General features: G+C 61.1%; 14 protein-coding genes. 7 read left to right on the forward strand and 7 right to left on the reverse strand.

Annotated elements, in window-relative coordinates; all coding sequences use genetic code 11:
* Positions 1-17: 17 nt before the first annotated feature.
* Positions 18-746, reverse strand: a complete 729-nt coding sequence (locus BLW50_RS25115; protein WP_090707586.1) for a DUF899 domain-containing protein — start codon at positions 744-746, stop codon at positions 18-20.
* An 81-nt stretch (positions 747-827) separates the two neighbouring features.
* Between BLW50_RS25115 and BLW50_RS25120 the strand changes: the two genes are divergently transcribed.
* Positions 828-1,283: a MarR family winged helix-turn-helix transcriptional regulator gene (locus tag BLW50_RS25120; RefSeq protein ID WP_090709680.1), complete on the forward strand. Its 456-nt coding sequence runs from the start codon at positions 828-830 to the stop codon at positions 1,281-1,283.
* A gap of 27 nt (positions 1,284-1,310) precedes the next feature.
* Here the strand turns inward: BLW50_RS25120 and BLW50_RS25125 are convergent, their stop codons facing one another.
* From BLW50_RS25125 to BLW50_RS25140, 4 genes are all read right to left on the reverse strand, one after another.
* Positions 1,311-3,128: an ABC transporter ATP-binding protein/permease gene (locus tag BLW50_RS25125; RefSeq protein WP_090707587.1), complete on the reverse strand. Its 1,818-nt coding sequence runs from the start codon at positions 3,126-3,128 to the stop codon at positions 1,311-1,313.
* A 114-nt stretch (positions 3,129-3,242) separates the two neighbouring features.
* Complete coding sequence (locus BLW50_RS25130) at positions 3,243-4,157, reverse strand: pirin family protein (RefSeq protein WP_090707588.1); 915 nt, start codon at positions 4,155-4,157, stop codon at positions 3,243-3,245.
* 290 nt (positions 4,158-4,447) lie between these two features.
* Positions 4,448-5,632, reverse strand: a complete 1,185-nt coding sequence (locus BLW50_RS25135) for an FAD-dependent monooxygenase (RefSeq protein ID WP_090707589.1) — start codon at positions 5,630-5,632, stop codon at positions 4,448-4,450.
* A gap of 141 nt (positions 5,633-5,773) precedes the next feature.
* The gene (locus tag BLW50_RS25140; protein ID WP_090707590.1) at positions 5,774-6,325 is read right to left on the reverse strand and encodes a gamma carbonic anhydrase family protein; all 552 of its coding nucleotides are present in this window, start codon (positions 6,323-6,325) and stop codon (positions 5,774-5,776) included.
* A gap of 220 nt (positions 6,326-6,545) precedes the next feature.
* Between BLW50_RS25140 and BLW50_RS25145 the strand changes: the two genes are divergently transcribed.
* The 4 genes from BLW50_RS25145 (at position 6,546) to thiD (ending at position 9,367) form a co-directional block, all read left to right on the forward strand.
* A complete protein-coding gene (locus BLW50_RS25145) occupies positions 6,546-7,556 on the forward strand; it encodes a Bug family tripartite tricarboxylate transporter substrate binding protein (protein WP_170850345.1) in 1,011 nt (336 codons plus the stop codon).
* 140 nt (positions 7,557-7,696) lie between these two features.
* Positions 7,697-8,011, forward strand: a complete 315-nt coding sequence (locus BLW50_RS25150) for a DUF1244 domain-containing protein (protein WP_090709682.1) — start codon at positions 7,697-7,699, stop codon at positions 8,009-8,011.
* Positions 8,012-8,051: 40 nt separating this feature from the next.
* Positions 8,052-8,561, forward strand: coding sequence for a DUF2937 family protein (locus BLW50_RS25155; RefSeq protein WP_090707592.1), 510 nt, complete (start codon positions 8,052-8,054; stop codon positions 8,559-8,561).
* 5 nt (positions 8,562-8,566) lie between these two features.
* Positions 8,567-9,367, forward strand: a complete 801-nt coding sequence (gene thiD / locus BLW50_RS25160; protein WP_090707593.1) for a bifunctional hydroxymethylpyrimidine kinase/phosphomethylpyrimidine kinase — start codon at positions 8,567-8,569, stop codon at positions 9,365-9,367.
* Between the two features lie 171 nt (positions 9,368-9,538).
* On the opposite strand, the gene BLW50_RS25165 is transcribed toward thiD, so the two are convergent.
* Both BLW50_RS25165 and BLW50_RS25170 read right to left on the reverse strand, forming a co-directional pair.
* A complete protein-coding gene (locus BLW50_RS25165) occupies positions 9,539-10,474 on the reverse strand; it encodes an aldo/keto reductase (protein ID WP_090707594.1) in 936 nt (311 codons plus the stop codon).
* Complete coding sequence (locus BLW50_RS25170) at positions 10,471-11,781, reverse strand: NTP/NDP exchange transporter (protein ID WP_090707595.1); 1,311 nt, start codon at positions 11,779-11,781, stop codon at positions 10,471-10,473. Before BLW50_RS25170 ends, BLW50_RS25165 begins: the two co-directional genes overlap by 4 nt.
* Positions 11,782-11,972: 191 nt before the next feature.
* On the opposite strand from BLW50_RS25170, the gene hemH reads away from it, so the two are divergent.
* Both hemH and cutA read left to right on the forward strand, forming a co-directional pair.
* A complete protein-coding gene (hemH, locus tag BLW50_RS25175) occupies positions 11,973-13,043 on the forward strand; it encodes a ferrochelatase (protein WP_090707596.1) in 1,071 nt (356 codons plus the stop codon).
* The gene (gene cutA / locus BLW50_RS25180; RefSeq protein ID WP_170850346.1) at positions 13,043-13,372 is read left to right on the forward strand and encodes a divalent-cation tolerance protein CutA; all 330 of its coding nucleotides are present in this window, start codon (positions 13,043-13,045) and stop codon (positions 13,370-13,372) included. Before hemH ends, cutA begins: the two co-directional genes overlap by 1 nt.
* The last annotated feature ends 1 nt before the right edge of the window (position 13,373 follow it).

Below are 13,373 nucleotides of genomic sequence, written 5' to 3' on the forward strand. Positions count from 1 at the left end.
TGCACTCTTAGATTTTATCACGCACAGCATGACGCTTTGGCGTTGGCCTCATATTCGTCGTGGCGGCGCACCCAGTTCATGGTCGAAGCTTCATTGCGGCCCTTCGGCGCGCGATCGAGCAGCATTAGGGAGCCGATGGCCTCCTCCATGCCGCGCGCATAGCTCGAATAGGTGTGGAAGACCTCACCGTTCTCGCCTTTGGCGAAACAGCTCAGGCCGGGCAGTTCGTCGTGGCCACGGTCGGAGCCGATCGTTTCGTAATTATAATAGATGTGTCCCTTGGCGAGTTCCTCAGGTGTGAAGGAAACATGATAGTCGGAGTTGAAGTCGTTACCATTGGAAGAAACCCAGGGGAACTTCCATGCCATGCGCTTGCGATAGGCCTCGATCTGGGGAAGCGTCGCGCGTGATACGGCGATCAGATTGACATCGTGATGGATGATATGCTGCCGCGCGCCATCGAGATGATCGGCGAGGAAAGAGCAGCCAGGACAGCCGGCGGTCCAGTCGGGGCCGAGCATGAAATGATAGACGATGAGCTGGCTGCGGCCGTCGAAGAGATCGGCCAAGGATTTGCCGCCGGTCGGCGTGTCGAATGTGTAGGTCTTGTCGACTTTCACCCAGGGCAGGGCCAAGCGTTCCTGGTTCAGCTGATCGCGCGCGCGGGTGTGTTCCTTTTCGCGCAGAAGCAGCGCTTCGCGCGCCTTGAGCCATTCCGCGCGTGAGACGACAGGGTGGTTGGCCATTGTCCCTCTCCCTTGTGTGGTGTATAAAGGTTGATATCAACATTATTCCGCAAGGTCAACCTGGGTATCGCCGACGTCATGATGAAATCCGCAACGAAATCTTCGCCGGTGCCTTATGCGACCACGTTGCATGTGCGCGACACGTGCTTGTGTTTTCACGCGCAAAAGGCGGCGCGCGTGCTGGCGCGCGTATTCGATGAAGCGATGCGGCCGTATGGCCTCACCAATGGTCAGTTCTCGTTGCTGATGTCGCTGAACAGGCCCGAGCCTGCGTCCATGGGCACCGTGGCGCATTTCCTCGCCATGGACCGCACCACATTGACGGCGGCACTGAAGCCGCTGGAGCGGCGCGGCTTGGTCGACATTGTCCAGGACCCTGATGATCGGCGCAGCCGTCTGTTGAAGCTGACGGCGCTTGGGCTCGATACACTAGCCGCCGCCGTACCGGTTTGGGAGAAGAAGCACGCCGAGGTTGAAAAACTTCTCGGCGCCATCGCGCCCGACGAGATCCGGCAGGGATTACGCGCGCTGAGTTGAGATTTTTGCGTCCACCGTGGCGGAAATTCAGCTCCCCTTTGAGCGGCGGAAGAGCCGTATGATTTTGCGTGGCAGTTTTCGCGATGTCATATGTGCGCCGACGTTGCGCTTTTCGAGCACGATCTTCCGGTCGTGAAATTCCTCGATGCCGGTGCGGTGTCCGACACTGAGAACGGTGGCCTCGGCCAGATCTTCCCGCAGCAGGGACAGCAGCGATTCCTGGCTTTCTTCGTCGAGGGCCGATGTTGCTTCATCCATGATGATGATCTGCGGTTTCTGGATCAGCAAGCGACAGAAGGCGACGCGTTGGCGTTCGCCGCCCGACAAGGTCTGGTCCCAGCGCATATCGGGCTCGTCGAGACGTTTGCTCAAATAGCTCAGGCCGCAGCGTTTCATGGCCGCGTGGATCACGTCGTCGCCGATGGTCGTTCCTTCGCTGGGATAGACCAGGGCTTCGCGCAATGTTCCCAACGGCAGATAGGGCTTTTGCGGCACGAAGGCGATGGTGACATTGAGGGGCACTTTGATGGAGCCCGACCCCCATGGCCAGAGGCCGGCCATGGCGCGTATCAGTGTGCTTTTACCCGATCCGCTTTCGCCGGTGACGAGCACTTTCTCACCAATCTCGATTCGCGTGGATGCATCCTTGATGACGACGCGTCCAGCAAGATCGGCAATGGAGAGATTGTTGAGATGGATTGCGCCGTCATCGCTGACGCCCAGTTCGATCCTGTTCTCGCCTTCCATGTCGGCGCCGAGATCGATTTCATTGAGTGCGCGGCCAAGTTCGCTGACGCGTCCGGCCGATGCATACCATTCGGCCAAGCGAACGATATTGTCGACAAACCAGACGAGCGCGCCCTGGACGGCATTGAACGCGGCGACGACCTGCATCACGGCGCCGAGGGATAAATCGCCAGCGAGATATTTTGGCACGACCAGGAGCAAGGGAACGATCGGGAACAGGCCGCCATTGGTGTTGAGCACGATGGCGATGACGCCCTGTTGGCGAATGATGTTGAGCCAGGCGGTGACGACATCGGCATAGGACGACTTCACCGATCCAAGCTCATCTTTATCGCCGCGAATCAGCGCGATGCTTTCGGCATTTTCACGCAGGCGCGTCATCTCGGCGCGGAACTGGGCTTCCGCTTCGTTCTTGGCCATCACCCAGGGCACCAAGGGCTTGCCGACCACATAAGCAGCGGTCGAGGCAATCGCTGCGTAAATCACGGCTGCGATCGCCATATAGGCGGGAATGTCAAATGTTGACGTGCCGAGCGTGAGTTGAGCAGAACCCGCCACCTGCCACAGAATGGCGGCGAAGGTCGCCGCGGTGATGAGCGCGCTGAACAGGCCGAGGGCCAATTCGACCAAGGGTTCGATGGCGAGGCGTACGTCGTCGGCAATGCGATATTCGGGTGCCGATTGGTTGGGGGCGACGAAGCCGAGGCGGTAATAGCGCTGATCGGCGATCCACCAGCCGGCGATGTGATTGGTCAGCCATTCGCGCCAGCGTGTTTGAAACAACATGCGTGTGACCACCAGCGCCGAAACGGAGGCGGCAATGCCGATCACAACGAAAGGTACCCAGGCGATGGCGACCCAGACGTCGGGCAGGCTCTTATGCTCAAGCGCATCGAAGAAGATACGATTCCAGGCATTAAGCCCGACTTGGCCGCCGATCTGGGCAAGTTGGCTGGCGACCACCAGGAAGGTGAGTGTCCAGGCGCGCAGTGCGCTTTCGCCGCGCCAAAATCCACCTGAAAGGGAAAAGAAGTTGCGAATGATCGGCGGGGTTTCAGATTTTTCTTGGTTCGCCGAGCTCGTCTTCAAGTCGTCCATAGTCTCCCAGCCTTCACGGCGAGCCCACCATGCCTGAGGCACGATGGGTTAGCTTCGCCGCGTTGCCGAGCGGCAGTTCGGAATGCAACCTGCTTCCAAACCACCGGCCAGGCGTCACTCGGGCAGTGGTATGAACTCTGTTTCGTGCGGCACCGGCGCGAATTGTCCGCGCTTCCAATCTTCCTTCGCCTGTTCGATGCGCTCCTTGCTCGAGGAGACGAAATTCCACCAAATATAACGCGGTCCGTTCATGGCGGTTCCACCGAGCAACATCAGCCGCGCATTGGTCGCAGCGCGAATGGTGATCTTGCCGCCAGGGCGGAAGACCAGCAGGCGCGAGGATTCGAAGCGTTCGCCGGCAACGTCGATCTCGCCCTCGACCACATAGATCGCGCGCTCTTCGTAGTCGGCATCAAGCGGCAGAGAGCTACCAGCGGTGAGGATGGCCTCGACATAGAACCAGTCCGAGAGCGTGTTGACCGGCGAGGCCTGGCCGTAGGCGCGGCCGGCGATGATGCGTGTTTCAACGCCTTTCTCCGAAACGCGCGGCAACACTTGCGCGGCGAAATGCTGAAAGCTTGGATCAATCTCCTCGAAGCCTTCGGGCAGGGCCACCCAGCTTTGAATGCCCGAGAGACTGTGGGTGCCCGCACGCAGGTTTTCAGGCGAGCGTTCCGAATGGGCGATGCCACGGCCGGCGGTCATCAGGTTCATGGCTCCGGGCGTGATCTCGAGTTCGTTGCCTTCGCTGTCGCGATGCATGATCGAACCGTCGAACAGATAGCTGACGGTGGCGAGGCCGATATGAGGATGCGGCCGCACGTCGATGCCATGGCCGGCGGTGAATTGCGCTGGGCCCATCTGGTCGAAGAAAATGAAGGGGCCAACCATCTGGCGCTTGCCGTGCGGCAGCGCGCGCCGCACATCGAAGCCGCCGATGTCGCGGGCGCGTGGCACAATCACCAGTTCCAGCGCGTCACAGGAATGAGGGTCGCCCGCCACAGGGTCGTTTCCAGCATGCCAGCTCATGAAGTCTCCGATTGTTGGAGTTTGCGCCGCACCACCAACCGTGCGCCGCGCTTTCTCATTGGGCTAAATGTAAGCAAGCCCGCACCGAAACCCAAACGCTGCTTGCGCGTGGAGGTTCCTGTACGGGCTCGGTGATGACAAAATGGCGAAATGGGTCGTCAGGCGGCCCATTTCACCGTTGTTTTTACTATAGCGTTTCACAGCTCGACGGAATCGTCGAGCGCCATGAAGACGCGTCCAAATATCGAGGATCTAAGCAAAATCACGTTTCTACCGAAACGTGATTTGCTCTAGACCAACGGCACGGTCAGCGGATTGTACGAATACAGCCAGCGATTGCGGTCGTTGCCCTCATCGCGCTTGGAGAATTCGGCGCGAATGGCGTCCTGGGACGGCAGATGGAACAGGCGGCGGTTATCGGTCGACTGGGTGACGATTTTCGCCGTCCGCTCGGCGCGGTTGCGCTGATAGACCTGTAGAGCCTTAGCGAGGTCCGGCTCTTGTTCCAGCGCCCGCATCAGGATCGCGCCGTCCTCGATCGCCATGGCGGCGCCCTGGGCGAGATAGGGCAGGGTCGGATGGACGGAATCGCCGAGCAAGGTGACGCGCTTCGAGCTCCAGTTCATGGTCGGCGGCCGGCCGAACAGCGACCAGCGGAAGCACTGGTCCTTGTCGGCGGTGTCGATGATGGTCTGGATCGCTTCATGCCAGCCGGCAAAGTCGGCTTTCAGACTTTCCCAGGGATAACGGACGGTCCAGGATTCCTCGGAGATGTCGTCGGTTTCGACGATGCCGACGAAGTTCATCAGGGTGCCTGAGCGCAGGTAATAGCAGACCGCATGGCCATTGGGGCCCATGAAGACCGACATCACCGGCTCGAGGAAATCCTTCGGTAGTTTTTCGACCGGCACGAGAATGCGCCAGGCGGCATCGCCAGTGTAGATGGCGGGCGCGGCGCCAAACAACTGGGCGCGCACCACTGATTTGAGACCGTCGGCGCCGATGAGGATATCGCCCTTGGCGGAGGTGCCGTCCTCGAAGTGCAGTTCGACACCCTCGGCCGTTTCCGTGAAGGATTTGACGCGGGTGTTGAGATGCACCACGTCCGGCTTCAGCTGGCGGGCGCGGGCTGCGAGAATTTCATGCAGATCGGCGCGATGCAGCTGGGTGTAAGGTGCGCCATGCATCGCCTCATGCTCTTTCGACAGCGAGAAGCGCTGGATGATCTCGCCAGTGTCATGCAGGCGGAAGACATAAGCGCCGGGGCTGACGCCAACGGCGGTGATCTCGTCGCCAACGCCGATATGACGCAGCACATGCATCGGATTGGCGCTGACTTGAATGCCCGCGCCGATTTCGCCGAGCGCTGGCGCCTGTTCGTAGATTTCGACATCGTGACCAGCTTGCAGCAGCACGCAGGCCGCCGTCAGGCCGCCGAGACCGGCGCCGGCAATAATGATTTTGTACTTTTGCACTCAAGACTCCAGCATTGTCGTTCTTGGTTATTCGTTCTTGGTCATTCTGGGGTGATCTGCCCTGCCAACCGGCTGTTTCCCCTTGCGCGGCGCTCTTTAGGGCAAAGACCGCGCCACCGCAATTCGCTCCGGGGATGCCAGCTATGTGCCAGATTCCGTGGCAGGTTCGCATTCCTGCAATTGGGCCGCGTAGCGTTGCCAATTGGCGATATAGCCCTTGGCGTTCCGTTCCATGCCGGCGAGGGCCTTTTCGTCGAGCGTGCGCACGACCTTGGCCGGCGAGCCGACAATCAGGGAATTGTCTGGGAATTCCTTGCCTTCGGTCACCAAAGCGCCCGCCCCGACCAGGCAGTTGGCGCCGATTTTGGCGCCGTTCAGGATCGTTGCGCCCATGCCGATCAGGGTGTTGGGGCCGATGGTGCAACCATGCAGGGTCACCCGATGGCCGATGGTGCAATTGGCGCCGATGCGCAATTGCAGGCCGGGATCAGTATGCAGGATCGAGCCGTCCTGGATATTGGTGCCATCGCCGATCTCGATCAGATCGGTATCGCCGCGCAGCACGGCGCCAAACCAGATGCCAACATCGAGGCCAAGGCGAACCCGGCCGATCACCACGGCGCCCGGCGCGATCCAGCAGCGTTTCGGGTCGGCGACCGTGGGGCGATATTCATTGATGGCGTAAACAGGCATCGATCCCGGTTCCTTGATCTATGACATGGGGGGATGCCTATCGCCCGGCCATGGCTATGGCAAGGTGGCGATATCCCTCCCTATTCTCCCTGGGCTGCCCATTTCGCGTCTCACTTGGTTCGCCTTTGGCCGCTTGCCCCCTCGCGCGATTGTCGGCAATCTAGCGGCGATCAAGCGCAAACGATCGCTGAAACCGTTGCGCCATCATGGGAGGGTGATCATGCACAGCAAACTGGCTATGGAATCGGCTGGACCGACGCGTCGCGATGTACTGGGTTCAAGCGCGGCGCTGCTGGCGGCCTCGGCGTTCGGAACTTCGGTTTCGGCGCAGGAAAAATATCCGGCGCGCGAAGTGCGTGTCATTTGCGCGTTTCCCGCCGGCAGCGGCGCCGATGTTTTCGCCCGCTATTTCGCTGAAAACATGCGGCCGTTTCTGGGCGGTACGGTGATCGTCGAGAACAAGGTGGGCGCCAGCGGCAATCTGGCAATCAATTTCGCCGCCCGGGCCAAGCCCGACGGCTATACGATTCTCATTCACGCGCCGAGCGCCATCGCAGCGAATATGTCGCTGTTCAAGGATCCAGGCTACGACGCCACCAAGGCTTTCGATGTGCTGGCCAGCGTCTGCCGTCTGCCGTTCACCGTGACGGTCGGCGCCAACAGCCCGCATAAAACCTTGCAGGATCTGATCAAGACCCTGCAGCAGAAGGGCGATAAGGCGAGCTATGGCACGACGGCGCCGACAGGCCAGGTGGCGGCTGCGTTGATGAAGGACATTCTGAAACTGAAAATGGTCGAAGTGCCGTATCGGACGGCGGCTGACTCGGTGAATGATCTGGAGAGCGGCAATATCGATTTCATGAGCTATGATCCGATCTTCGCCATGCCGTTCCATCGCAATGGCAAGATGCGTGTGCTGGCGCTCAGTTCCAAGGAGCGGATGTCGACCGCGCCCGATATTCCGACCATGAACGAGAGCGGTGTCCCCGGCGTCGATGTGGTGGGATGGTGGGGCGTGGCCGTGCCCAAGGGTGTGCCGGAGCCCATCAAGGCGCAGATCAGCAAGGCCTTCCTGCAGATGGCCGAAAAGCCCGAAACCAAGAAGTGGCTGGCCGAATTCGGCTCAGATCCCTTCATTATCGGCCCGGACGAGGCCCAGAAATTGATGTTGCAGGACATCAAGGATTGGGGCCGCTACGTGAAGATCGCCAATATGGAACCCAAGGGCTAAGCCACGGTTTGAACCTTAGGGTTGAAATTGGACTTCAGCCGAAGCGGGTTGGGCTGGCAATCCCAGGCCCGGGATGACTATATCTGTCGCGACCGCCTTTTGCGCCGGCCGGCGCGGAGGGCGGCGCGTTGGAGATGAAAATGCTCAATATCGACGAAAAAACCCGGACGGAGTTGGAAGCGGCGGCGTTCCGTCGGCTTGTGGAGCATCTGCGCGAACGGACCGACGTGCAGAACATCGACATGATGAATCTCGCCGGCTTTTGCCGCAACTGCCTGTCGAACTGGCTGAAGGATGCGGCCGACGAGCGCCATCTCGGGCTCGGCAAGGAAGATCTGCGCACTTACGTCTACGGCATGCCCTATGAAGAATGGCGCGGCCGTTTTCAGCGCGAGGCCAATCCGGATCAGCTGCGCCAATACGCCGAAAACAATAAGGGCCATAAGCACGCCTAATGAGGCGTGTGGCGGCTGACGGCGGGCGCGGAGGCCTTTCATGATCCTGCGATATTTCGCGCTGGCGGTTGCGCTTGCCGCTGGCCTGCTAACGTCGCAACTGCCGGAATTTTCGCAGCAGTATCGGCAGCGGCTTGGTGGCGCGATCGACGAACTGTCGCGCATTCTCGTCGCCTTCGATGCTGACGCGGGACGGCTCAATCTGTCGCGGGAAGAGGGCATCGCCCGCATGAAGACCAATGCGGACGAGCTGGTGCGCCAGCAGGGCGCGCATATGCAGGAAAACAGCGCGCGGCTGGTGCGTCTGCGCCAGCAATTGATCGAATATGCTGGCGCAGGCCCGCTGGCCCGCATCGGCGTCATGATGAGCAATTTCGATCAGGAGGTGGCGCGTCGCGCCATGGATGATTTCGAGCCGGCCGTGCCATTGACCAGCGAAGGCGCGATCACTACGGCGGCAGGGGCGGTGGCAGGCTGGGGGCTCGTTCGCCTGGTGTTCCTCCCCATCGTATTACGACGGCGGCGTCGCGTCGCCCAACGCAGGATTTGAGGGTTATGATTGCACATGTGTTGTCGGTGGCTGGGTCCGATCCGTCGGGCGGCGCCGGCATTCAGGCCGATCTGAAGACGTTCTCGGCTTTGGGTTGCTACGGCATGGCGGTATTGACCGCATTGACGGCGCAGAACACGCGTGGCGTTTCCGGCGTGCATGTGCCGCCGCCGAGCTTTGTCGCCGATCAGATCGACGCCATCTTCACCGACGTGCGCGTCGATGCGGTGAAGATCGGCATGCTCGCCTCGGGCGCGGTGGTTGAAATGGTCGCCGATCGGCTGAAGCACCATGGCGCGCGCAATATCGTGCTCGATCCGGTGCTGGTGGCCACCAGCGGCGCTTCGCTCGGTGCGCCCGATGTGATCGAGGCGATGAAGCGGCATCTGTTTCCGCTGGCGAGGGTGATCACGCCCAACATTCCCGAGGCGGTGCGCCTGAGCGGTGAGGCGGAGCCACACGACACGGCGGGCCTGGAAAAAATGGCGCGGGTTCTGCACGGGCAGGGTGCGCCGGCTGTTCTCGTCAAAGGTGGTCATCTCGGCGGCGAATATGCCGAGGATGTGCTGTTTGATGGCGCCGATGTGCGCGTGCTGCGTGCCCGCCGGGTCGAAACCAAGAACACCCATGGCACCGGCTGCACGCTGTCGTCGGCCATCGCCGCGCAATTGGCCAAGGGCCAGTCGTTGTTCGAGGCGACGGCCAGCGCCAAGGATTATCTGACCGCCGCACTGCGCGCTGCCGATCAATTGCAGATCGGCGCCGGCCATGGGCCCGTGCATCATTTCCACGGGCTGTGGCGCTAGCTATACCTGCGTCATTGCGAGGAGCGTAGCGACGAAGCAATCCAGGGCGCCTGGTAGAACGTCAAGAAATGCCTGTGGTGCAGGTCTATTGACGTCTATGATTCCAGACCTTGACTCCTGGGTTGCTTCGCTTCGCTCGCAATGACGGCTGGGTGTTCGCGCCTCACCCTGTTATAGCTGCTCGAAGTGATCGAGCATGCGCTTGCGCAGGGCCGCGTCCGGCAGAGGACCGAGACCGGCCTTGAGATTGTCGACCATATATTGCGGCTTGTCGGTGCCCGGGATCACACCATTGATCGCCGGATTGCCGAGCAGCCATTTCAGCGCATATTGCGCCCAGCTCGTCACCTCGATCTCCTTGGCGAAATCGGGCAGCGGCTTGCCCGCCACTTTCTGGAAGAACTTGCCGCGGCCGAAGGGCAGGTTGGTGAGAATGGCGCAACCTGAATCGGCGGCGGCGGGAATCAGCCGTTCCTCCGAATTGCGATCGACCATCGAATAATCGATCTGGAAGAAATCCGGCTTTTCGCGCTTCAACGTCTGTTCGACCGCGCTGTAGTCGCGGTCGAACGAGGACGTGATGCCGATATATTTACACAGGCCGGACTTCTTCCATTCGCGCAACAGGTCGAGATTCTGGTTGGCGTCGCGCACGTTGTGAAGCTGCATCAAATCGATGCGGTCGATCTTCATCTTGGCGAAGGAGGCCTTCATCTCGGCGACGGTGTCATCGCGGCTGGCGACGCGCACTTTGCCGGCGAGAAAAATACGGTCGCGCAGGCCGGTCATGGCGAAGAGATCGCCGAGCCGGTCTTCGGCCAGGCCGTAGGAGGGGGCGGTGTCGATCAACCGGCCGCCGCCAGCGACGAGCGCCTTGATCACTTCGGCGCGTTCGTCGAGCTTGGTTTTATCGCTCTTGTCGAAATCGAAAATGATTGCTGTGCCGATGCCAACCACGGGAAGCATTTCGCCGCTCGAGGGAATTTTGCGCGCGAGAATGCCGCTGGATTGGGCGCGCGCTGGCAAGGTCGACGCGGCGACGGCAATGCCGGTCGCAGCCGCCAGGGTCAAAGTTTCACGGCGCGTCAGATCGATGTTGGCCTTCATGTCTTTTCTCCTCTGAGTTCGTTTGCTTGTTGTGCGGAGCGCTTTTCCTGGGCCCGGCCAAGACCGAGCGCCAGCACGAGCCAGCCCAGCGCGATGGGAATGGTGAGAAGGGCGATGCCGGTGACATCGAGGCCGACGCCGCGCAGCGCCGTGAACGCCCACGCCCAAAGCGCGTCGGCGCCGCGAAACAGCGCGCCGTCGATAATGTTCTTGGCCTTGTATTTCTCTTCCCGATCGACGGCGGTGAACAGCATTTCACGCGCCGGATTGGAGATGGAGAAGTTGGCGGTGCGCTGTAGCGCCTGGAAGGCCATGGCGACGGCGAGCAGCGGCTGTGCGGCGAGGATGGCGAAACCGATGGCGAAGATGATCGGCAGGAAAGCCGTCGCCGGCCCGGTGCCGAAGCGTTGGATAAGGCGCCCGGTGGCGAGAAACTGCACGATGAGAGTCAGAATGCCCGAGACGAGATCGATGGTGGCGAAAATGCGCGTGCGTGTGGCTGGATCGCCGGACGCGGCGGTGACGAGTTCGGCCTGGGCGAAATAGAGGAAAGTGCCGGCCAGCGACAGCAGCACCACCCACAGCGCGATGCCGGCGAGATAGGGCGATCGGACGATCAGTGAGAAACCGGCGAAGGGATTGCCGCCGATGGCTTTCGGCGCTTTCTCGGCTTCGACAGGTTCGACGCGCTCGGCGGTCCGTTCAAGGCGCATGGCGCAGAACACGGCGATTTCGAGAAAAACCATCGCGACGAGGAGCAGATTGGCGGGGCCGAGGAGGCCGGCGAGCGAAACCGTCAATGTTGGTCCGAGCAGCGCGCCGGCAGTGCCGCCGGCGGCGACGAAGCCGAACAGGCGCTTGGCCTGATCGGTGCGGAACAGGTCCGCGAGGAAGGACCAGAAGATCGATACGACGAACAGGTTGAAAATACTGATCCAGACAAAGAAGGCGCGGGCCGCCTCACCTGGAAAAATGCGGAAGGAGAGGAAGACCCAGAACAGGACCAGGTTGAGCGCGAAAAAATGGTAAACCAGCGGAATGAAGCGCGCGCGGGGCAGGCGCGCGACGAGCGCGCCATAGATCGGCACGGCGATCAGCATGGTGATGAGCGTCGCCGAGAAGAGCCAGGGCATATTGCGCACGCCGCCGGCGACGCCCATTTCGTCGCGCACCGGCCGCAGCACGTAATAGCTCGTCAACAGGCAGAAGAAATAGGCGAAGGCCCAGAGCATGGCGCGCACTTCCTGCGGCCGCACTTCAACGACGCGTGACAGGGCACGCTCGATGGATTGCTCCCATTTCGCCATCTGAATTCCGGTCCTTGTCTTCAGCGTTCCCCACCGCGCACGGCCTTGTTTCCAGCCAGTTCCGCGACCTTATGGTAGCACGGGTTCCGGAGGTTTCCAGATGCACGCAAAGGGCCGGATCGACTTTTCAGTCTCCCGGCCCTAAATCAAGTTAATCATCCTCCACATCGCATAGTTTTGATAGCGGTCTCATGACAGGTGCCAGCGCCTCCGGCGCATCCAATCAGAGCCCAGGCCGGCCTTCGGGCAAGGTCGGTGTGCTCATCGTCAATCTCGGCACGCCCGACGCCACCGATTACTGGTCGATGCGCCGCTATCTGAAAGAATTTCTCTCAGACCCGCGGGTGATCGAGGTGCCTCGGCTGTTGTGGTGGCCGATCCTCAATCTGGTCATTTTGACAATTCGCCCCGGTCTCTCGGGTCGCAAGTATGCGGCGATCTGGAACCGGGAGCGCAATGAGAGTCCGCTCCGTACTTATACGCGGGCGCAGGCGGAGCGGCTCTCGCGCATGGTCGACGATGGCGCTCTTGGAGATGGCGGGCTTGGTGATCCCGCCCGGCCGGTCGTGGTCGATTGGGGGATGCGCTATGGCGATCCCTCGATCCGGTCGCGGCTTGAGGCGCTGCAGGCGCAGGGCTGCGATCGTATTCTGTGCGTGCCGCTTTATCCGCAATATGCGGCCTCCGCGTCGGCGACCGTCGCCGACAAGGCTTTCGCCGCCTTGAAAGCCATGCGCTGGCAGCCGGCGGTGCGCATCGCGCCGCCGTGGCCCGACGATCCGGTTTATATCGAAGCACTGGCGCAGAGCATGCGCGACGCTGTGGCGAAGCTCGATTTCGAGCCGCAGGCCATCATCGCCTCGTTCCACGGCATTCCACAAAGCTATGCCGACAAGGGCGATCCCTATGCGCTGCAATGCGCCTTAACGGCGCAGAAGCTGCGGCAGCAGCTCGGGTTTAACGAAGAGCAGATGCCGCTCGCCTATCAGTCCCGCTTTGGCCGCACGGAATGGATCAAGCCCTATCTCGATGCCACCGTGCGCGACATGGCCAAGCGCGGCATCAAGCGGATCGCGGTCATTGCCCCGGGTTTCGTCTCCGATTGCGTCGAGACGATAGAGGAAATCGGCATCGAGGTGCGCGATGCATTTCTGGCCGAGGGCGGCGAGAAATATGCACGGATCGCCTGTCTGAACGACAGCGATGCGGGGATGAACGTGCTGGCCCATGTGGTGAAGCGCGAACTGCAAGGATGGATATGATGGAGCCGGCCTTCGACAGCGGATATTCCATCGTTCTGACCACGACGAGCAGCGACGACAATGCGCGCCTCATCGCCGAGCGTCTCCTGTCGGATCGGCTGGCGGCCTGCGTGCAGTTGGCGCGCATCGAAAGCCTCTATGTCTGGGACGACAAATTACGCGACGAGCCGGAGATCGAAATCCGTGCCAAGATCAAAACCGCCGATTTCGCCGATGTCGAACGGGCGATTCGCATGGCGCATATCTATGAAGTGCCGGAGATCGTGCGCATCGCCATCGCCGAGGGCAATGCGCCTTATCTGCGCTGGATCAGCGATGTGACGCGCTGAT

Source organism: Beijerinckia sp. 28-YEA-48, assembly GCF_900104955.1.
Classification (GTDB): domain Bacteria; phylum Pseudomonadota; class Alphaproteobacteria; order Rhizobiales; family Beijerinckiaceae; genus Terripilifer.